Source organism: Asaia sp. HumB (assembly GCF_030263835.1).
Classification (GTDB): domain Bacteria; phylum Pseudomonadota; class Alphaproteobacteria; order Acetobacterales; family Acetobacteraceae; genus Asaia; species Asaia bogorensis.
In genome coordinates, this window is record NZ_JARPML010000002.1 from 2,547,501 (window position 1) to 2,567,966 (window position 20,466).

Sequence of the window (20,466 nt, forward strand, 5' to 3'; positions counted from 1 at the left end):
ATGGGCTAGGGGGACCCAAAGTCTTACCAAACCTAACCAAACTCCGAATACCGAGGAGTATGAGCGTGGCAGACAGACAGTGGGTGCTAAGGTCCATTGTCGAGAGGGAAACAGCCCAGACCACCAGCTAAGGCCCCCAAATCGTGGCTAAGTGGGAAAGGATGTGGGGATTCCAAAACAACCAGGAGGTTGGCTTAGAAGCAGCCATCCTTTAAAGAAAGCGTAATAGCTCACTGGTCTAATAGAAACCCTGCGCCGAAAATGTAACGGGGCTCAAGCCACGTGCCGAAGCTGTGGGTGCATATCTTTGATATGCGCGGTAGCGGAGCGTTCCGTAGGTCTGCGAAGGAGACGGGGTGACCCTCTCTGGAGATATCGGAAGTGCGAATGCTGACATGAGTAGCGACAAACAGTGCGAGAAACACTGTCGCCGAAAGTCCAAGGGTTCCTGCGCAAGGTTAATCCACGCAGGGTGAGCCGGCCCCTAAGGCGAGGGCGAAAGCCGTAGTCGATGGGAACCAGTTGAATATTACTGGGCCTGCCAGAAGTGACGAATGCGATATGTTGTCTGGTCTTATTGGATTGACCAGGCTTTTGGAGCATTCCAGGAAATAGCTCTGGCGTATAGACCGTACCCGAAACCGACACAGGTGGACTGGTAGAGAATACCAAGGCGCTTGAGAGAACGATGCTGAAGGAACTAGGCAAATTGCTCGTGTAACTTCGGGATAAGCGAGACCCGTCCGTGGGCAACCACAGGCGGGTGGCACAGACCAGGGGGTAGCGACTGTTTAGTAAAAACACAGGGCTGTGCGAAGTCGAGAGACGACGTATACGGCCTGACGCCTGCCCGGTGCCGGAAGGTTAAGAGGAGATGTGCAAGCATTGAATTGAAGCCCCGGTAAACGGCGGCCGTAACTATAACGGTCCTAAGGTAGCGAAATTCCTTGTCGGGTAAGTTCCGACCTGCACGAATGGCGTAACGACTTCCCCACTGTCTCCAGCATCGACTCAGCGAAATTGAATTCCCCGTGAAGATGCGGGGTACCCGCGGTCAGACGGAAAGACCCTATGAACCTTTACTGCAGCTTTGCAGTGGCATCAGAGACATCCTGTGTAGGATAGGTGGGAGGCTACGAACCCGGGACGCCAGTACCGGTGGAGCCGTCCTTGAAATACCACCCTGAATTTTTCTGATGTCTAACCGAGACCAGTCTAGCCTGGTCCGGGACCCTGCATGGTGGGCAGTTTGACTGGGGCGGTCGCCTCCCAAAGTGTAACGGAGGCGCGCGATGGTGGGCTCAGGTCGGTCGGAAACCGACTGTCGAGTGCAATGGCATAAGCCCGCCTGACTGTGAGAGTGACAGCTCGAACAGAGACGAAAGTCGGCCATAGTGATCCGGTGGTCCCACGTGGACGGGCCATCGCTCAACGGATAAAAGGTACTCTAGGGATAACAGGCTGATCTCCCCCAAGAGTCCACATCGACGGGGAGGTTTGGCACCTCGATGTCGGCTCATCACATCCTGGGGCTGGAGCAGGTCCCAAGGGTTCGGCTGTTCGCCGATTAAAGTGGTACGTGAGCTGGGTTTAGAACGTCGTGAGACAGTTCGGTCCCTATCTGCCGTGGGTGTATGAGACTTGAGAGGATTTGTCCCTAGTACGAGAGGACCGGGATGAACATACCTCTGGTGTACCGGTTGTCGCGCCAGCGGCACAGCCGGGTAGCTAAGTATGGACGGGATAACCGCTGAAAGCATCTAAGCGGGAAACCCACCTCAAAACTAGGTCTCACAGGGCCGTGAAAGACCATCACGTCAATAGGCCGGGTGTGGAAGCGTGGTAACACGTGAAGCTAACCGGTCCTAATCGCCCATATCGCTCACACAACGCTCTCACAAGAGAGCATACACATGCATAGCAATCATCCACGCAATCACACTCATCATACACAAAACACCAACCTCCACACCGACACACAGTTGTCGGGTGGATCAGAAGACCTGGTGGCTATGGCGGGAGACTTCCACCCGATCCCATCCCGAACTCGGCCGTGAAACGCCCCAGCGCCTATGATACTGCATCTCAAGATGCGGAAAAGTCGGTCGCCGCCAGGTCCCCTGATCCACCCCACAAAACACACCACCACCCCCGCGGGGTGGAGCAGCCCGGTAGCTCGTCAGGCTCATAACCTGAAGGCCGCAGGTTCAAATCCTGCCCCCGCAACCAAAATCCTACACATACAAATCCCTACGCAACGCCTCAGCTTCACAGTACGAGGCGTTTTTGGCGTTCCCGGTTTCACACCCAAAGCCCGCGTTTGACAGCGCAATCAATCTGCCCCCTCATCGTGCTCTCGTGCTCTCGTGCTCTCGTGCTCTCGTGCTCTCGTGCTCTCGTGCTCTCGTGCTCTCGTGCTCTCGTGCTCTCGTGCTCTCGTGCTCTCGTGCTCTCGTGCTCTCGTGCTCTCGTGCTCTCGTGCTCTCGTGCTCTCGTGCAACACACTTTGCAGTCTCTCCAACAAAATACATCTGTGCGTGCGCCACCCGACACGCGCAGAGCCAGTCATGGGGCAGACTGGTCTTTTAAGTCGACAGCTTCGCGGTAACGGCCTCGATAGGGGCGGGGGAGAGCAGAGAGGTAGATCCAGACGAGAAAGGTGATCCAAGTGCTCATCCGTTCTTATGATCGTCTTACTCATCAGCCCGTCGCTTGGGCCATCCGAAATCATTTTGATAAAGGCGGGGACCAAGCGTCAGTCACCGGCGTCTGGCTGGCCTCGTCGGCAAACATGATGGTCTGGGACAAAACCTATGTCCGCCTATAGACCGTCGCCTTGAACGTCACCTGATTTCGTGCGGGCTTTGGTCTGGCCGCAACACAGATCGGAGGAAAAGCCTGAGCCTAGACGTACAATATTCTCCTCCTAACGCCCCGATCAGATGCACATCTCCTCACGCAATGCCTCGCACGAACTCACGCCCATCAGCGACATGTCGGTGTGCACTTCACGCTGCAAAAGACCGATCGCATGACGGATCGACGCCTCGCCGCCCAAGCAGGCAGCATAGAGGAAGGGGCGGCCTACAAGCACCGCTGAAGCGCCACGCAACAGGGCCTTGATCACATCCGTGCCACGTCGAAAGCCACTATCAACCAGCACGGTCATATCCGCGCTTTCGACCTTTACCGCGCTGAGCACATCAATCGGGGAGACCGCACAGTCGAGCTGTCGCCCGCCATGATTGGATACGACAATACCATCGGCGCCGAGCTCCCTGGCTAGCCGCGCATCATGGGGGGAGAGAATACCCTTTATGATGAGTGCGCCTTTCCAGTGGCGTCTCAACATCTCGACATGCTTCCAGCTGAAGCTCGGATAACCCGTTACAGCATTGATATCGCGTGAAAAAATCGAGGGTCTGGCAACCGGATCAATATTGCTGATTGCGGGAATTCCGCGCTGTCGCAGCGTGCGCCATCCCGTTTTGTAAAGCCAGGATGGATGACCGATCATATCCGCTACAAGGCGTGCGGTCGGTCTGAAGGGCATCGTATAGCCGTTGCGCTTGTTATTCTCCCGGTTCGACCCGACAACGACATCGGCTGTGAGCATATAGGCCGAAAAGCCCGCATCGGCGACACGCGCGGCCATACGCTGAATGTTGTCTTCGTCAGGCTTTTGATACCCGGCAAACCAGCATCCCGGATAGGATCGTCCGATTTCTTCCATGGGCGTAATGGCGTTTGCGCTCAGAGCGTAGGGTATGCGTGCCGCCCTGGCCGCGCGGGCCATGGCATTGTCCGCATCATAGCCAACGACGGCTGAGGCGCCCATCGGTGCGATCATGAACGGGCTGGCGTACTCCTGGCCGAACAGCGTGATTTTCTGACTACATGAGGACACGTCGCGCAGGACACGCGGGATTGTTTTGATCTGAGCCAGCGCCGCGAGGTTATGCCGGACCGTAGTGCCGTCATCAGCTCCGCCAGCGACATAGCCGAAAATCGCGCGTGGCAGATGCCGTTTTGCAAGATGCTCGAAATCGTTGAGGTTCAGGATAGACGAGGCAGATTTCAGCATGGCTCATGTCTCACGTTGATAGGCTGTTGCGCTCTTGTGTCCTCGGATCTTTTGTCCAGCGGGAGAGGGGCAATGGGGCCGACAATGAAGAGATAGGATAGTGCCCCGAGCAGGCCAAAGAACCCGGTCGCGCAAAGCGGGACAAGGAATGAACCGTGGGTCAGACTGACCATTAGCCCCGTGAAGCTCGCAATCACGATACCGGCGATATTGGCCGCGCTGTTCTGCATCCCACCAAGTGTCGCAACAAGGTCCGGGCTGGGGGCGAGGTCGGCCGGCAGCGACCAGATATTCGCACCAGTAAAAGCAATGCCCCCGAAGGAAAGTGAAAGGAGCGTGATGCAAAGCCATGTCTCGGTCACGAAGGCGGTCAGGGCAATGACCGACGAGAGAAGCAATCCGCCAACGAGGCAGGTTTTGCGTGCGGCAGTAAGGCTCCACCCATGGTGGTGGAGGCGATCGGATGACCATCCTCCGAGCCAGGCAGCCGGAATGGCGATGACACCCGGGATCATGCCGATCAGCCCAAGATCCTTGAGCGAAAACCCGTGGGCTGTAACGAGGTAGCTCGGAAACCAGGTAGCGAAGAAATAGAAGACGAAATTGGCGCAGAAAAAGCCGAGCATCATACCCCAGACGGAGCGATGTTTCAGTAGGGCTTTCCAGCTACCGGGAGGGGCTTTCAGGGCTGGTGGCTGGGCGGCTTGCAGGCGCGCAAGCTCGTCTGCGCTGACCCTCGGATGGGCATCCGGGTCGTGATAGAGACCAAACCATACTGCGACCCAGACAAGCCCAAGTGCTCCTGCCGCCACAAAGGCGAGACGCCATCCCAGCCATGCGATGAGCAGCGCCACGACAGGCATCGAGAGAGCCGCGCCAGCGCGGGAGCCGCTATCGAATATGCCGGCTGCAAGGCCCCGCTCCGCCTTGGGGAACCAGAGCGATGCCACCTTGGCATTGGAGGGATAGCTACCAGCCTCACCGACGCCAAGCGCCAGTCTGAGCCCCAATATGCTCAAGGGGCCGCGAACAAGCGCCGTCAGAGCCGTGCAGACGGACCACCAGATCACGGCAAAAGCATAGGCAGAGCGCACCCCCACCCGATCCACGATCATGCCGAATGGCAGTTGCATGAATGCGTAGGTCCAGAAGAACCCACCCAGGATAACACCGAGGACAGCCGGATCGATATGCAGTTCGCGCGCCATGAACGGGGCGGCAATCGCGATTGTCGCCCTGTCGATATAATTGATGGTGGTGGCTGCGAAGCAGAGGATGATCATTAGCCAGCGAAGTCGGGGCATGATCTCTCTCCGATCATGAGCGAGGGAAGGAGTGTCAGTGTGGCAGACAGGCTGGGCCGGCTGACCGCCCAGTTCTCTGCAGGCCCAAAACGGTGGGGCCCGCAGAGAAGGGGAGGGTTCAGGCCTTGCGGGGTAGAACCCGACGCAGATACTCGCGATTGGTAGCGCTGACGCTCAGGCCGTCACCGCCGTAGTGCTCGACCAGAAAGGCGCTTTTGAAACCATGGGCGAGGGCCATCTTGATGGCCGCGCGATAGCTGATCACCCCGAATTCGAGGGGTGCCGGGGCCGTGACGACCATGCCAGTGGTCGCGTCTTCCGTGCGGTAGTAATTCTTGACGTGCCAGTAGCGGGCAAACGGTGCGACTTTCTGCATCATCGAGGCCCAGTGCTCGACAGGGCGATGCAGCCGGACCAGATTGCCCAGATCGGCATTGATGCCCACTGCAGGGTGATCGACATCCTGTACGAAGCGTACCGCGCTGTCTGCCGTGCCCAGATAGGTATCCTCATACATCTCCAGCGACAGACCGACCCCGACTTCCTGGGCATGACGTGCAAGTTCGCGGATGCGATCGACCGCTTTCTTCCATACGGACGGGTCATCGGGATTGACGCTGCCCTGCGCGGTCCAGAACCAGAGCGCCGCCTTTTGCGGGGGCGTAAGGGGATAAAATAGGCCGAAAGAGACTTCGGCAATGCCAAGTCTGGCCGCTGTGTCGATCACCCTGTGGCTATAAGCCAGATTCTCGTCGCCAGCCTCGGGATCGATGACCGAGCGCCGTGCGGTGGAAAGGCCCGGCATGGTCAGGCCCGCTTCCCGGACGAGATCGGCGAAGATTTTCAGGCGGGCTTCCGGCAGATCAGCGAGGCGTATCCAGGAGTCCGTGGGGTCGATTTCCGTGAAACCTGCATCAGTCACTTCAGACAGCGTGGCGGCCCATTGCTCCGGCGTCTGGTCCTGCACGCTCGATCCATCTGGCAGGATATTGGCATACTGGATCATGGCGGCGGCGATGGGCCAGTTGGTGCGATCATAGGTGGTCGACATGGTCGGTTCCTTCATGATGATGGAGGGCGAGAGGCCCTGATATCGGGCAAGGCGCGTGCGCGTGCGCTCAATGCACGGGGCGATGCCGGGGGTGATGAGGGGGCGAATGCTCGGGGTTGTTGGTGCGCGGCAGGAACGCTGCGATGACAAGGCCGATCACGCCGGAGAGGGCGACGGCGTAAAGTCCGGCTATGGGGGTATGCCAGAACCCGGTGGCAAAGCTGCGGATGTTCGGGGCGGCGAACCCGCCGAGATTACCCAGCGCATTGATGAGCGCGATCGCGCCGGCGGCCTGAACCCCGGTGAAATGGGCAAGCGGGAAATTCCAGAACACGGCCTGCACCGTGACAACGCCCGCTGCGGCAATGCACAGACCGATCAGAGCGACAGGTCCGTAGCCAGAGCCTGATATTACGAGCCCGATTGCCGCCGCCGCGAGACAGCCCAACAGCCCGAAGCGCGGGGCATCGTGCTTCTGGACGAGTTTCGTGACAACATAGGTGGAGAGAATGGCGCAGGCCCAGGGAATGGCGCTGACCAGCCCGACACGCAGGCCGATTTTCTCATGCAGGATGGTCGAGACCTGCTCGGGCAGGTAAAAGACCACGCCATAGCTGGCAATCTGCATCACCATATAAAGCGCCAGAAACTGGAGCAGCTTGGTGGAATGAAGCAGGGCACCCAGTCTGACACTGTGGCCCCTCGCCCCAGCCTTACTGGCGGCCTCGCGCTCGAGGACGGTTGAGAGCGTCGCTTTCTCTTCTGTCGTCAGCCATTTGACGTCCTGCGGCCTGTCGGGCAGCACGAAATAGGTGGCGATCCCCATCGCTACGGCCAGTCCGCCCTCGAGCAGGAACATCCACTGCCATCCGGCAAGACCGAAGGCGCCATCAAGACCAAACAGCGCACCCGAGAGCGGATTGCCGAAGGTCATCGCGAGCGGATAGCCGAAATAGAACACGCCCAGGACGCGGGTGCGCTCTTTTTCAGGAAACCAGAATGTCAGATAGAGCATGATGCCGGGAAAGAAGCCGGCTTCTGTGACGCCCAGCAGCGTACGCAGCAGCACAAAGGACAGATTGCCCTGGGTGAACATCATGGCGGCCGAGACAAGCCCCCATGTCACCATGATGCGAGCCATCCAGCGTCTGGCCCCGACGCGATAGAGAATGAGATTGCTCGGGATTTCGAACAAGGCATAACCGACGAAGAAGATGCCTGCACCGAAGGCAAACATGGCATCCGAAACGCCGACATCGGTTTGTAGCGCCTGCTTGGCCGATGAGATATTCGACCGGTCAAGAAAGGCCACGATATACATGAGGATGAGGAAGGGCAGCAGCTTTGCAAAGGCCTTGCCGGTTGCTCGGGCGCGCAGCGTGTCTTGCGAAGGCGTTTCGGCGCGCGGACTTGTTTTCTGATCGGGGCTCATGGTGCATGTGCTCCTCGCTCGCGCTGGTCTTGTGAGACTGGCGCGATGCTGGCCGGGCGGAAGAGAGGGTCAGGCGATCCGCCCTGCGAGTTCGTCCTCGATGTGAGCCCGGATGATCTCATCGAAGCTCTGCTCTGTCGTGAAACCCAGGGAAAGGGCGCGGCTCGGGTCAAATCCTCTGGCCCATCCGGCCACGATGCGGGCTATGGCCTCGTCGGGCTCCCGGCGGATGAGCGCGACAGCTTTTTCTCCGGCAACGCGACGCAGGGCGGCAATCTGTTCTCCCACCGTGATCGACAGGGCGGGCAGGGAGAGATTGGGTCGCTCGCCCAGACGGTTCAGATCGAGCACTGCGGCATGACGCAGGAATTGCACAGCCGAACGAGGGCTCGTCATCCAGTGGCGTGTGGTGTCAGGCACGGGCAGAGTTGCCTCAAGCCCGACCAGCGGCTCGCGTATGATACCGGAAAAGAACCCGGAGGCCGCGCGGTTCGGTTTGCCGGGGCGGACGCAAATGGTCGGCAGACGCAGGCCGATACCATCGAATATCCCCCTGCGGCGGTAATCGGCCAGCAGCAATTCGCCCATGGCCTTTTGCGTGCCGTAGCTGGTTTGCGGTGTCAGGATGTAGTCATCGGGAATGACATCAGGGAAATCACCGCCGAATACGGCGTTGGATGAGGCAAAGACAACGCGGGGTTTCCAGCCCTCACGTGCGCCATGATGGCGAATGGCCTCAAACAGCGCCCGTGTCCCATCGAGATTGACGCTATAACCCTTTTCGAAATCGGCCTCGGCCTCTCCAGACACAATGGCAGCGAGATGGAAAATGATGTCCGGGCGACCGCTCAATAGCCGGTCGGCGGCGCCTGGCTGGGTGAGGTCGCATGTCATGGTTTCGCATCGTCCCGAGAACCCGGCTGGCGCTGAAGGTGCGACCACATCCGCGAGCGTCAGGATTTCGGGGCCGTCTGTGCCGGGGAGGGGATTTGCGACCAGGCTTTCAGTGAATTTGCGCCCGATCATGCCTGCGGCGCCAATGACGAGGATATGCATCTGTGTCACCTTTTCGTTCGGACTGGGCCGAATGGAGATGAACGAAACCTATCCGAAAGTTAATGGCGCGCTAGAAGCAAGATTGAACCGACCGATCAGGAATTCTGATCGACTCCTGTTCAATGGAGCTGAAAACCAGCTGTGCCGCGGGGGAAAGCGGTCGTCCCGGCTGGCTGATGAGCGAGAAGGGCCCGAGGAAATCGGGCATGACAACTGAAAGACGGCGTATGAGCCCGGCTTTTTCGTAATGTTGGCTCACGCTGCAGGGGATGACCGCCAGCAGGCAGGAATGAAGCAACAGGTCGATGGTCGCGAACATCGAAGACGCTTCGATGGGATGAGCAGGCAAGGGCAGAAGTGCCGTGGTGAATGCGGCTTCGATCGCCCGTCTCATGGGGCTTGGTGCCGTCTGGAGAATCCATTTTTCGTTCGCGACGTCCTGCAGTGTCAGGGTGCCGGGGTCGGGCATCGGGTTATGGATGCTGGTCACGACGCATAGCGGCTCCTGGGCGAGCTCACGGCAATCGAGCGCCATCGGGCCGTGCAAGCCGAGTGCGCGCCCAATGACAAAATCGAGGCGACCCGTTTCCATACCCAGCAAAAGCGCATCGCTCGTGTCGATGGTCAGTGAGAGACTGATGCCGGGTTGCGTCTGAGCGATGCGGGCAAAGACGGGCGAAATGATGTCGGGCAGGGCGGCGACAATCGAGCCCACACGCACCGTGCCATAGGTCCCTTCCTGCATTGCGTTCATATCGAGCTGAAGACGGTCGATATCATTGAGCATCAGGCGGGCATGACGCGCGGCCAAAACGCCGCTTGGGGTGGGAAATACCCCCTGTGACGAGCGCTCGAAAAGACGCGTGTTCAGCGCGTGTTCGACTTCCTGCAGCAGCTTGGACACCGAAGGCTGGGAGAGATTCATCCGCTCGGCAGCGCGGTGCAGGTTATTGGTCGCTTCAAGTTCCAGAATGAGCCGGAGGTGACGCAGCTTGAGACGGTTGATGAGAGAATGGGCGGTCATGAGATGGTTATCCGCGTCACATATCGAGTGGACAGCCGCTGGGGCTTCGGGGCGCGCATGGGGCTTCAGATGCGCTCTCGCGCCATGACGATTGCTGAATCATATGCTGTGTCGCGCGCAACTGCCGGGGCTTCACGCCTGATGTCATGATACAGGCGCACCTAGTCCTGCGGGCTCGACGACATCTGAGGGATGCACTGGCGCAGGAGTGTCATGACAGTAAGGGCTGCTGGAGTTGGAGCGCGTTCACGCACGGTCATGATCCCCCACGGGGCGACATTAAAGGAAAAATCGATCGGCAGAATGGCGATCTGACCGAAATCCGATTGCAGGGCGGCGGCCGGGGCCGAAAGCAGGGTGAGCGCCTGACTGCGCGTGATGTAGGCGAGTGTCATCATCCAGGAATCTGATGAGACGATGCGGGTTGGCAGGGGCAGTTCGCGCTCGAGAAATAGTTCCTCGAGGCGCTGGCGCGACCGGCTGCCGCGACGTTGGAGAATCCAGGGGAATTCAGACAGGGCTTCGAGCGTGTGCGGCCCTGAAGCTGCGAGCGGATGGTCTGGAGCTGCTGCGACAACGAGTTGCTCTGATGCAATCTCCTCGTAGCTTACAGGATGAGCCGACGGAATGACGGGACGCCGGCCCAGCATGATGTCGATCTGTCCATCAATGAGCATCTGAAAAAGACTGTCGCTCGGGCCACTGCGTATTTCGAGCTCGATTTCAGGATAATCATCCTGTGCGATGCGCAGCATGTCGGCGAGTGACTGCACCACAGGACCATCGATGGCGCCAATCGAGACATGGCCAATCCTGCCATCGACAAGGGCGTTCAGTTCAACGCGCGTACGTTCGAGTTCATCAAGCATGACAAGCGCATGGCGGGTCAGGACCTCGCCTGCAAAGGTGGGGATCATCCGTCGCCCCTCCAGCCGGAACAGCCGGATTTTCATCAACTCCTCGAGATCGCCGATGAGTTTTGAAGCGGCAGGCTGGGCCATGCCAAGGCTCTCGGCCGCGGCCAACAGCGTCGAGTGGCGCGAAAAAGCCGCGAGAAGTTGCAGATGCCGAAGCTTGAGGCGCGACGCGATGAACCAGAACGGGCCAAGATGGGAATGTGACATGGCAAGTTTCATATTAAAATAGGTATGGATCGTATCGATACGAATATTGGACGCTCCCCGTTCCGGGTGAATATTTCTACGTCCACGACATCGCTGGAACATCCCGTTTCCAGCGTCCATCAAAATGATCGTGAGGAAATATCATGGCCGTTCAGACAATCAGAAGTGCTGCTGTCATCGGTGCGGGCTATATGGGCGGCGGTATTGCGCAAAGCATGGCGGCGGCCGGCATGCGCGTCACGCTGGCCGATATTTCGCCCGAGGCCACACAGCGTGCGCATGAACGCCTGCTGGGCGAGGCGCGCGCCTTTGAGGATCAGGGGCTCATCCTGCCGGGCAGCTATGATCGTATCATGACCAACCTCACCACGGCTGCCTCGATTGAGGATGCCGTGCGCGACGTCGATTTCATCGAAGAGGCCGTTTTCGAGCGTGAAGACGTCAAGAAAGAGGTCCTGGGGCGCATCAGCGCAGCCGCGCGGCCGGATGCCATTATCGGAACCAACACCTCCACCATTCCGGTGCACGTGCTCGCCCCGTTTGTGACAGGGCAGGCCCGTTTTCTTACCGTACATTTCAGCAATCCGGCCCCGTTTATTCCGGGTGTCGAACTTGTATCGGGTGTGGAGACGACGAAGGAGGTCGTGGCAACGGTCAAGGAGATGCTGGGCCGTGTCAACCGTCAGTCAGCCGAGGTGGCAGACCGACCGACCTTCGTGCTGAACCGCCTGCAATATGTGCTTTTCAAGGAAGCGAACACCATTGTGGAGGAGGGGATTGCCACGCCGCAGGATGTAGACACGATCGTACGCTCCACCTTCGGCTTCCGCTTGCCTTTCTTCGGGCCTTTTGCGATTGCCGATATGGCGGGTCTGGAAGTGTATGTGAATGGTTTCGTGACGGCCGAGAATGCGTTTGGCGAGCGTCTTTCATGCCCGGACACGGTGAAGAAGCTTGTTGCGGAGGGCAAATACGGGGTCAAGAACGGCGCGGGATATTACGGGCAATATACACCGGAGGAGGCGGCAGCGCTCGTGGCCTACCGGAACAAGGCCTATGCTAAGATGGCGGAACTGCTGCGGGAGCTCGGCCCGTCGCCTCTTGAAAAGAAATGATCCTGGAAGCCCTGTCCTTTTCACAGCTCTTACGGGCGCCGTAAGAGCTGTTCGTTGTAAGGTTCAAAAAGGGCAAGGGCGCCGTAACGTGGTGTCTGGAACATAAGGGGCACATATTGCAAAGTAGAGTGTATTGGGAAAACCTCTCCGATACGGTGTCAGGACCTCCCCGTGGGACGCGATTTGTCACATGGTCACCAAGCCGAACTACATCTCGGCCTTAATCCCCATCAGGTCGAATAGGACGATGCCCGGCACAGGGCTGCGATTTATTGTGTGCAACGATTTATTTACGAACTTCGTTTCTCGTTAACTTTATACTTACAAATATTGCCTAAAAACGATTTCATGGTCCGGGCGGGAAAACTTCGAGTTTACATTGCGCTACAGAGTGATTTAAATGGAAAGTCATTCACGTTGGCGGAACGGAACTTCGAGATCATGTCTGATAGGGTGAGTTTCCCGGGATTGTCGTGCTGAACGCCGAAAGCTCCCGTCGTGCTGCGTTGCGCGCGCATGTGCATGAGGCGCACGAGCAACTCGATCACCTTATCGGAGATCTCGCGTCAGTGGGGGGCTATCGGCGCTATGTTGCCGGTATTGCCGGTTTCCGCCTCGCTGCCGAAAATGCCCTTCATGGGCAAATCTACCCCACATGGTTTGAGGGCTGGCGACCTGTCAGCATGCAGCGCAGCCTGAGTGAGGATCTGCGGTGTCTCGGGATCGTTCCGCCCGAGCTCAAGGCGATCGCCGCGCCTGCAACGGATTCAGCACTTTTGGGTATGCTTTATACGCTCGAGGGATCGGCGCTGGGCGGGCGGGTGATTGCGCGGCGCGCTGCGGCCCTTGGCTTCGATGCGACCTATGGAGCCAGTCATCTGGCCGAACAGACGGCGAAGCCGGAAAACTGGCGCAGCTTCCTGGACCTTCTGGAAAATGCTCCCGAATTTGATGCGGATGAAGCAGGGCGCGCTGCAGCCACTCTGTTCCGTCATGCGCGAGATGCTGTGAAGCTGGCCGATCGCGCCGAGGAAAAAGTCGATGGCTGAATTTGGTCAGGTCGATCTGACGAGTTGTGATCGCGAGCCGATCCACATTCCAGGAAGCATCCAGCCTCATGGCTGTCTGATCACCTGCACGATCAGCGATTTTGTTGTTCTGCGGCACTCGGCTAATGCACCGGCAATGCTGCATCATGAGGGGCTGGAGATCGGGTCTGACCTGATCGCGCTTTTTGGTGCGGATGTCATTCACGACATCCGTAATGGCCTGACCCTGAGCGTAACGCAGCGTCGCCCGGTTTTCCTGCTCAATCAGGCGCTGGGACCCGATCTGTTTTTCGATCTGGCGGTGCATATCGTCAACGGAGAGGTGGTGCTCGAATGTGAGCCCGCCGCGCCGACGCACCGTGCCACCAAGTTTCTCACCCAGCTTCACGGCATGATGGACCGTGTACGCAAGACGACCGATATCACGCGCCTTTTCGATGTCGTGACCATGCTCATGCGCGGCCTGCTCGAATATGACCGTGTGATGGTCTATCGCTTTGCCGATGACTGGTCTGGCAAGGTCGTCTCGGAAGCGCGGGCGCTTTCGCTGGAAAGCTTTCTGGGGCAGCATTTTCCGAGCGCCGATATCCCGGCCCAGGCGCGCGAACTCTATCGCCGTTCGCCCATTCGCATGATCGGGGACGTAAAGTTTGTCCCGGTGCCGCTGGTCGAGGGGGAGGGGCTCTCGCCGCTCGATATGTCCCTGGGGCAGCTTCGCAGCGTTTCACCGATCCACTGCGAATATCTGACCAATATGGGGGTTCGCGCCTCCATGTCGATCTCGATTGTCATCGATGGCGCCCTGTGGGGCATGATTGCGTGTCACCATTACGCGCCCCGCGTGCTCCCGATTGCCGAGCGCGCCGTCGTACAGATGTTTGCGGAGTTCTTTGCGCTTCAGGTTATCGTCATCCTCAAGACCACGCGCCTTCAGGTTGCGGAGCGAACGCACGGGCTGATTGAGAGCGTCCTGCGCAATGCCGCCTCTGTGTCCGATATGCCCGCCTATCTGCGCGGGCAGATCAGTCGTCTGGCACCGCTCATCCAGTCCGATGGTATTGCCATCTGGATCGATAATGAATGGACGGGACACGGGATTGCAGCGCCTCGGGAGGTGCAGGATCGCTTCGTGGAGCTGGCCCGCACGAAGGCTGGAACACAGATCTGGCAGTCGGATCATCTGGTCAAGGATCACCCCTGGATCGCGGCGCATACAGCGCATGTCGCTGGTGTGTTGATCATTCCGATCTCACCCCAGCCGGAAAACTATGTTTTCCTGTTTCGCCGTGAAATCGTGCAGACCATCAACTGGGGTGGGGATCCGCAGAAGACTTATCAGCATGGGCCACACGGCCCGCGCCTGACGCCGCGCCAGAGTTTCGCGATCTGGAAAGAGCAGGTGCATGAGCGCTGCCTTCCCTGGTCCAGCTTCGACATCGAGGCCGCGGCACAGCTGCGCTCGGCCCTGATCGAGGTGATGGGCGTCTATCATCAGCAGCAGCTTTCCGAGCGGGCTGACGCCGATTTGCGCCAGCGCATGCTCAATGAGGAACTCAACCACCGCGTGAAGAATATTCTGGCGGTTGTTCAGTCTCTCATTGGTCGCCCTGTGGCCAAAGAGCGCACCATTGAGGAATATGTCGAGATCCTGCGTGGGCGTATCAAGGCGCTTGCGAGTGCGCATGATCAGGTTGCGCGCACCGATGGCGGTGGATTGCTGCGTACCCTGCTGGAGGCCGAACTCGAACCCTACCGGCATCAGCCCACCGCCGTCATTCTTGATGGCCCCAATCTGTGGCTTTCCGGGCCTGCCCTGTCGGTTGCCGCCCTGACATTGCACGAACTGGCAACCAACGCCGCGAAATATGGCGCACTGTCGGTGCCGAGCGGCAACCTGCATATCCGCTGGTTTATTGACGAGGCTGAAGGCTGCTGGGTGCTTGAATGGACCGAGACAGGAGGCCCCCACGTCAATCCGCCCAAAGGCAACGGGTTTGGCTCCATTTTGCTCGAACGTGCCATTCCGCATGAACTGGGCGGAACGGCGAAGCGGGAGTTCAGGCCGGAAGGCTTGTTCATCCGCCTGACTTTCCCGGCCCGTCATGCTGTACTGGTGGCCGAGACAGCGACCGTGCCCGAAACCGAAGGGCCGATTATGGCCGATACCGCCCAGACGGAGCGTCTGCATGCGGCCAATTTGCTCCTGGTCGAGGACCAGCTTTTGATTGCGATGGAAACGGAGCAGGCTCTCAGCACCTATGGAGTGCATCATATCCGTACAGTCTCGTCGGTCTATGAGGCATTGCAGGCCATCAAGGACCGCTGCCCGGATATCGCGCTGCTCGATTTCAATCTAGGCAAGGAAAACTCCCACGAAGTGGCGACGCTTCTGCGCAAGAAGAACGTGCCGTTCATCTTTGCAACAGGCTATGCCGACCGGACGATGATTCCGGCTGAATTCAGGGATGTTCCCGTTCTGCGTAAGCCCTACTCAATCAAGAACGCCGTACAGGAATTGCTCCGTGTTTTCCCTGAGGGAGGGGACGCCTAAGGCGAGTTACTGCGGCCTTTTCTAAATAAGATTAACGACGTCTACCGCTCTCTGACGTTCTTGACTTGTTCCTGCGCGATACCCATTTCGGGTGTATGAAAAAGACCCTCGCCGCACGTCTGGAAATCCTCTCCGATGCCGCCAAATACGATGCGTCCTGCGCATCCAGTGGCGCGCGTTCGAAGAAGAAACCGGGCGAGGAAGGGCTGGGCTCGAAGGCGCCGAACGGGATCTGCCATGCCTACACGCCTGACGGGCGTTGTATCTCGCTGCTCAAGATCCTGATGACCAATTTCTGCATCTATGACTGCGCTTACTGCATCAATCGCTCATCGTCGAAAATCGAGCGCACGCGGTTCACAGTCGAGGAAATTATCTGGATCACGCTTGAGTTCTACAGGCGTAATTATATCGAGGGTCTGTTCCTCTCTTCGGGCGTCATCCGCTCCTCCGACTATACGATGGAGGAAATGGTCCGCGTGGCGCGCGAACTGCGTCTGGTCCACCATTTTCACGGCTATATCCACCTCAAGACAATCCCCGATGCAGCACCGCATCTCATTGAGGAAGCCGGTCTCTATGCAGATCGCCTTTCCATCAACGTGGAAATGCCGACCGATGCCGGATTGGCGGCTTATGCGCCTGAAAAGGATGCGGGTCATATCCGACAGAGCATGGGCGCGCTGCGCCTGCGTATTCAGGAGTCAGGCGACAAGACGCTGAGCGGCCGTAAGCCAAGACGGTTTGCGCCGGGTGGCCAGAGCACACAGATGATCATCGGAGCCGATAAATCGACCGATCGCGATATCCTGCGCAGCAGTGCCTCGCTCTATTCCGGTTATGCGCTGCGTCGCGTCTATTATTCGGCTTTCAGCCCCATCCCCGATGCCTCGCTGGCCTTGCCTGCCCAGTCTCCCCCGCTCCTGCGGGAGCATCGCCTGTATCAGGCAGACTGGATGGTTCGGTTCTATGGGTTCTCCTTCGAGGAGATCGTTGCTGAACGGCAGGATGGCATGCTCGATCTGGAGCTTGATCCAAAGCTTGCCTGGGCTCTGCAAAATCGCGCCCAGTTTCCACTCGATCTGAACCGTGCCAGCCGTGAGATGTTGTTGCGCGTACCCGGCCTTGGTCCGCGAAGTGTCGGTGCCCTGCTTTCGGCGCGCCGTCATCGGATCATCAGGCTGGAAGATGTGGAGCGTCTGAACGTGTCCCTGCGCAAGATCAAACCCTTTGTGGTGACAGCGGATTGGTCGCCCGGCCGTCTGATTGACAAGGAGAATCTCGCCGCATCGTTCCGCCCGCAGCCGCAGCAATTGAGCTTGCTGTGAAGTCGATTTCTCTTCCGGCAGATGCCGGGTTTGAACAGTGGCGTGGCACGGCGAGGGCTGCGCTATTACAGGGGTTGAAGCCAGACGATATCGAATGGGTCATCCCTGACGCAGACCAGCCGGAGCTGTTTGGAGCTGCTGAGCCGGTTCCTGCTTTCGAGCCGACCGCTGACGGCCCGACTCTTTCTGGCGCGCATGTCAGCAAGACAGGGCTTGCCATGCTTCGTTCGATCCTGCGGTACCGCGATCCGAAGCGTTTCGCGCTTGCCTATCGCCTGCTTTGGCGGCTTCAGACAGAGCCCGCGCTTCCCGCAATCGCTACAGATCCGGATGTGCGTGAGGCCGCACGCATGGACCATCAGATCCGTCGCGACGCGCACAAGATGAAGGCGTTCCTGCGGTTTCGAGAGGATAACGCAGAAGAGGGCACGCGCAGGCGTTTTATCGCCTGGTTCGAGCCTGAGCACTATATTCTTGAGACGGTGGCCCCGTTCTTTGCCGAACGCTTTTCAGACATGGACTGGCTCATTCTGACGCCAATCGGGTCGATCCTTTTCGAGAACGGCAAGGTAGCCATTGAAAGAACGCCGTGCGAGCCGCCGGACCTGAAAGATGATGTCGAGACATTGTGGCATCGCTATTACCAATCGATCTTCAACCCTGCGCGCATCAAGACAAAGGCGATGCGTTCGGAAATGCCGACCAAATACTGGAAGAACCTCCCCGAGACGCGGCTGATTCCATCAATGCTTGCCAATGCCGAAAACCGTGTGGCAGCCATGGTTGCCTTGCAGAATGATGGAACAGCCCCCGGCTTTCATGAGCGCCATCAGGCAGAATGGCAGCGCAAGGCGGAGGAGGTCAGGGAAGCAGAGGCTGGCCTGACGGGACTGCCGGCGCTGGCGACGGCTCTGGAGCGCTGCCAGCGCTGCTCATTGTGCCGCCATGCGACACAGGTGGTGCCCGGTATCGGGCCCGAGAACGCATCCCTCATGATGATCGGTGAACAGCCGGGCGATCAGGAGGATTTGCAGGGCAAGCCCTTCGTCGGCCCGGCCGGACAGGTTCTTGACCGTGTTCTTGCAGCTGTTGGCATCGAGCGTGAGAATGTCTGGATGACCAATGCGGTCAAGCACTTCAAATTTGTCTCGAAAGGCCGCCGGCGAATTCACCAGACGCCGGACAGAACCGAGATCGTCGCCTGTTCGGACTGGCTCCGTCAGGAGATTGCCCTGGTCCAGCCAAAGCTCATCGTCACGCTGGGCGCGACCGCCCTGCAGTCGCTTGAGGGGAAGAGTGCGAGGCTGGGTGCAAGCCGGGGGCATGTGCGCGGCGCCAATGGCCTACGCCCCCCGAGCCTCGCTACCATCCACCCGTCCTATCTGCTTCGCCTCCCGGACCCGCAGCGGGCGCAGGAGGAGGAAGCCCGGTTCGAGCAGGAACTCGGCGTCGCACGCGACTGGCTCCGTGCGCAGCAGGCAGCGACGTAGCCAGCGCATTGCAGCAGGCTCCTATCGAAACTCGAGGAGCGCGAAGGCTGTCGTCGCGCTCCTCATCCTCTCCCGCGTGTTGACGCCGCGACCTCAACGCCCCGGTACGCTTCAGCTTCCCTGTGTCTCGCGCATCCAGACTGCCGCATTACCCGGCAGGAAGCCCGGCTTGTCGATAGGGTGGCTGGCCAGAATGATGTCGCCCTTTGGGAGGGAGACAGGATCGCTGCCACAGTTTAGCACGACGCGGATCGGGCCATTCGTGAATTCGACCACGTTACGGCGTTCCTCTGCCCAACTGAGCGCACCATGACCGAGCCCGGCGGCCTTGCGTTCGGCAAGCAGTGCGCGATAGAGCGCGAGTGTTGAGTCAGGGTCCTTTTCCTCTACCGAGACCGCATAGTTCTTGTAGTGTTCGGGCTGGGGCAGCCAGAGTTTGCCTGTTTCATTGAAGCCGAGCGATGGCCCCTTGTCGCTCCACGGCAGGGGGATACGGCAGCCATCGCGACCGATCTCCTTGCCTTCGGTGCGGAAAAAGGCGGGATCCTGCCGGTACTTCCGGTCCAGCGTGGTTTGATCCGGCAGGCCAAGCTCCTCTCCCTGATACAACGTGGCTGAACCAGGCAGGGCAAGCGTCATGAAGATCACGGCCCGTGCCCTGCGCAGGCCCAGCGCCTCGTCAGGTTGCTCATGGGCCGCATCGATTCCCTGCGGGCGTGCGCCGGCGTCCTTCAGTCCCAGCCGCGAGGCATGGCGTACGGTGTCATGGTTGGACATGACCCATGCTGTTATGGCGCCAACCTTGTGCATGGCCTCAAGGGAGTCGGTGATGATTTCCCGATACTTGGCAGCGTTCCAGCGACAGAGCAGATAGTCGAAGTTGAACGTCTGCTGCATCTCGTCAGGCCGGACGTAGCGTGCAAGGCGTGAGAGCGGCTTGACCCAGGCCTCGGCAACCAGCATCCGGTCACCGGGGTAGCTGGCCAGAAGCCTGTGCCAGCTGCGATAGATTTCATGCACGCCGTCGCGGTCCCACATGGGGGCGTCGCTCGGGGTCTTGTCGTCGTCCTCACCCACCATCGTGGCGCGCTCGGTATAGGGCGGCAGGCCTTTTTCCTTGATCAGACCGTGAGCCACGTCGATGCGGAAGCCGTCGACGCCGCGATCCAGCCAGAAGCGCAGGACGGACTCGAATTCTGTCCGGACCTCGGGATTGTCCCAGTTCAGGTCGGGCTGACAGCTATCGAACAGATGCAGATACCATTGCCGGGGTTTGCCGTCCTTGCGCTCAGGTTCACGTGTCCAGGCTATCCCGCCAAAGACGCTCTGCCAGTTATTGGGTGGCTCATCGCCATTCTCTCCCTTGCCGTCACGAAACAGATATCGCGCACGGGCAACACTGCCGGGTTTGGAAGCCATCGCTTCCTTGAACCAGACATGCTGATCCGAGGTATGGTTGGGCACCATGTCGGCAATGACGCGCAGGCCGTGATCATGCGCCTGCTTGATCAGGGCTTCGTAGTCATCGACCGTACCGAAAATCGGGTCGATCTTTCGATAATCGGAAATGTCGTAACCCGCGTCCCCCTGCGGGGACTGGAAGCAGGGCGAGATCCACAAGGCATCAATCCCGAGATGCTCGAGATAGGGCAAATAGCTGATGATGCCCGGTAGATCGCCAATGCCATCACCATTGGAGTCTGCAAATGAGCGTGGATAGACCTGGTAGATAACCGCGTCTTTCCACCAGACAGGATTTGAACCGTTCTGAGACATCGCATTGTTTTCCATGAGATTAGTCTCGGGAAACATCTGGCCGGCAGCCGGGTTGGCTTAGTCACACTAAATTGCACCGATC

Annotated in this window: 13 protein-coding genes, 1 tRNA gene and 2 rRNA genes (1 of these 16 cut by a window edge); 8 read left to right on the top strand and 8 right to left on the bottom strand. The window is 59.0% G+C overall.

What is annotated here, in order from left to right:
* The 3 genes from P5689_RS12515 to P5689_RS12525 all read left to right on the top strand — a co-directional run.
* Positions 1-1,890 (top strand): 23S ribosomal RNA (locus tag P5689_RS12515) (it extends 853 nt beyond the left edge of the window).
* Positions 1,891-2,002: 112 nt separating this feature from the next.
* Positions 2,003-2,117: ribosomal RNA gene (gene rrf, locus P5689_RS12520) — 5S ribosomal RNA — on the top strand.
* Positions 2,118-2,152: 35 nt separating this feature from the next.
* Positions 2,153-2,229, top strand: a tRNA-Met gene (locus P5689_RS12525).
* 709 nt (positions 2,230-2,938) lie between these two features.
* Here the strand turns inward: P5689_RS12525 and P5689_RS12530 are convergent.
* From P5689_RS12530 to P5689_RS12560, 7 genes are all read right to left on the bottom strand, one after another.
* The gene (locus P5689_RS12530; RefSeq protein ID WP_285533392.1) at positions 2,939-4,084 is read right to left on the bottom strand and encodes an alpha-hydroxy acid oxidase; all 1,146 of its coding nucleotides are present in this window, start codon (positions 4,082-4,084) and stop codon (positions 2,939-2,941) included.
* Positions 4,078-5,388, bottom strand: coding sequence for an MFS transporter (locus P5689_RS12535; protein ID WP_285533393.1), 1,311 nt, complete (start codon positions 5,386-5,388; stop codon positions 4,078-4,080). The genes P5689_RS12530 and P5689_RS12535 overlap by 7 nt, the downstream gene beginning before the upstream one ends.
* 118 nt (positions 5,389-5,506) lie before the next feature.
* On the bottom strand, positions 5,507-6,439 hold the full coding sequence (locus P5689_RS12540; protein ID WP_166928696.1) for a sugar phosphate isomerase/epimerase: 933 nt from the start codon (positions 6,437-6,439) through the stop codon (positions 5,507-5,509).
* Positions 6,440-6,506: 67 nt separating this feature from the next.
* Positions 6,507-7,871: an MFS transporter gene (locus tag P5689_RS12545; RefSeq protein ID WP_023978642.1), complete on the bottom strand. Its 1,365-nt coding sequence runs from the start codon at positions 7,869-7,871 to the stop codon at positions 6,507-6,509.
* 69 nt (positions 7,872-7,940) lie between these two features.
* Entirely contained in the window at positions 7,941-8,927 is a 987-nt protein-coding gene (gene denD / locus P5689_RS12550) for a D-erythronate dehydrogenase (protein WP_285533394.1), read from the bottom strand.
* A 70-nt stretch (positions 8,928-8,997) separates the two neighbouring features.
* Positions 8,998-9,951, bottom strand: coding sequence for a LysR family transcriptional regulator (locus P5689_RS12555; protein ID WP_285533395.1), 954 nt, complete (start codon positions 9,949-9,951; stop codon positions 8,998-9,000).
* A 161-nt stretch (positions 9,952-10,112) separates the two neighbouring features.
* Entirely contained in the window at positions 10,113-11,075 is a 963-nt protein-coding gene (locus tag P5689_RS12560; protein WP_161630839.1) for a LysR family transcriptional regulator, read from the bottom strand.
* A gap of 143 nt (positions 11,076-11,218) precedes the next feature.
* Here P5689_RS12560 and P5689_RS12565 point away from each other — a divergent pair, with 143 nt between their 5' ends.
* The 5 genes from P5689_RS12565 to P5689_RS12585 all read left to right on the top strand — a co-directional run bounded on the left by P5689_RS12565 (position 11,219) and on the right by P5689_RS12585 (position 18,608).
* Positions 11,219-12,190, top strand: a complete 972-nt coding sequence (locus tag P5689_RS12565; RefSeq protein ID WP_023978637.1) for a 3-hydroxyacyl-CoA dehydrogenase family protein — start codon at positions 11,219-11,221, stop codon at positions 12,188-12,190.
* Positions 12,191-12,663: 473 nt separating this feature from the next.
* Positions 12,664-13,239, top strand: a complete 576-nt coding sequence (locus tag P5689_RS12570; RefSeq protein WP_285533396.1) for a biliverdin-producing heme oxygenase — start codon at positions 12,664-12,666, stop codon at positions 13,237-13,239.
* On the top strand, positions 13,232-15,790 hold the full coding sequence (locus P5689_RS12575; protein WP_285533397.1) for an HWE histidine kinase domain-containing protein: 2,559 nt from the start codon (positions 13,232-13,234) through the stop codon (positions 15,788-15,790). The genes P5689_RS12570 and P5689_RS12575 overlap by 8 nt, the downstream gene beginning before the upstream one ends.
* Positions 15,791-15,885: 95 nt before the next feature.
* The gene (locus tag P5689_RS12580; protein WP_122049568.1) at positions 15,886-17,118 is read left to right on the top strand and encodes a putative DNA modification/repair radical SAM protein; all 1,233 of its coding nucleotides are present in this window, start codon (positions 15,886-15,888) and stop codon (positions 17,116-17,118) included.
* Entirely contained in the window at positions 17,115-18,608 is a 1,494-nt protein-coding gene (locus P5689_RS12585) for a UdgX family uracil-DNA binding protein (protein WP_285533398.1), read from the top strand. The genes P5689_RS12580 and P5689_RS12585 overlap by 4 nt, the downstream gene beginning before the upstream one ends.
* Positions 18,609-18,719: 111 nt before the next feature.
* Here P5689_RS12585 and P5689_RS12590 read toward each other — a convergent pair whose 3' ends face one another.
* The gene (locus P5689_RS12590) at positions 18,720-20,384 is read right to left on the bottom strand and encodes a glycoside hydrolase family 13 protein (RefSeq protein ID WP_285533399.1); all 1,665 of its coding nucleotides are present in this window, start codon (positions 20,382-20,384) and stop codon (positions 18,720-18,722) included.
* Between the last annotated feature and the right edge of the window lie 82 nt (positions 20,385-20,466).

Excerpts from the sequence above, each read along its gene's own strand:
- denD (WP_285533394.1), bottom strand. The coding sequence starts at position 8,927 with ATGCATATCCTCGTCATTGGCGCCGCAGGCATGATCGGGCGCAAATTC.
- P5689_RS12590 (WP_285533399.1), bottom strand. The coding sequence starts at position 20,384 with ATGTCTCAGAACGGTTCAAATCCTGTCTGGTGGAAAGACGCGGTTATC.
- P5689_RS12565 (WP_023978637.1), top strand. The coding sequence starts at position 11,219 with ATGGCCGTTCAGACAATCAGAAGTGCTGCTGTCATCGGTGCGGGCTAT.
- P5689_RS12560 (WP_161630839.1), bottom strand. The coding sequence starts at position 11,075 with ATGTCACATTCCCATCTTGGCCCGTTCTGGTTCATCGCGTCGCGCCTC.
- P5689_RS12555 (WP_285533395.1), bottom strand. The coding sequence starts at position 9,951 with ATGACCGCCCATTCTCTCATCAACCGTCTCAAGCTGCGTCACCTCCGG.
- P5689_RS12575 (WP_285533397.1), top strand. The coding sequence starts at position 13,232 with ATGGCTGAATTTGGTCAGGTCGATCTGACGAGTTGTGATCGCGAGCCG.
- P5689_RS12580 (WP_122049568.1), top strand. The coding sequence starts at position 15,886 with ATGAAAAAGACCCTCGCCGCACGTCTGGAAATCCTCTCCGATGCCGCC.
- P5689_RS12545 (WP_023978642.1), bottom strand. The coding sequence starts at position 7,871 with ATGAGCCCCGATCAGAAAACAAGTCCGCGCGCCGAAACGCCTTCGCAA.
- P5689_RS12535 (WP_285533393.1), bottom strand. The coding sequence starts at position 5,388 with ATGCCCCGACTTCGCTGGCTAATGATCATCCTCTGCTTCGCAGCCACC.
- P5689_RS12540 (WP_166928696.1), bottom strand. The coding sequence starts at position 6,439 with ATGTCGACCACCTATGATCGCACCAACTGGCCCATCGCCGCCGCCATG.
- P5689_RS12530 (WP_285533392.1), bottom strand. The coding sequence starts at position 4,084 with ATGCTGAAATCTGCCTCGTCTATCCTGAACCTCAACGATTTCGAGCAT.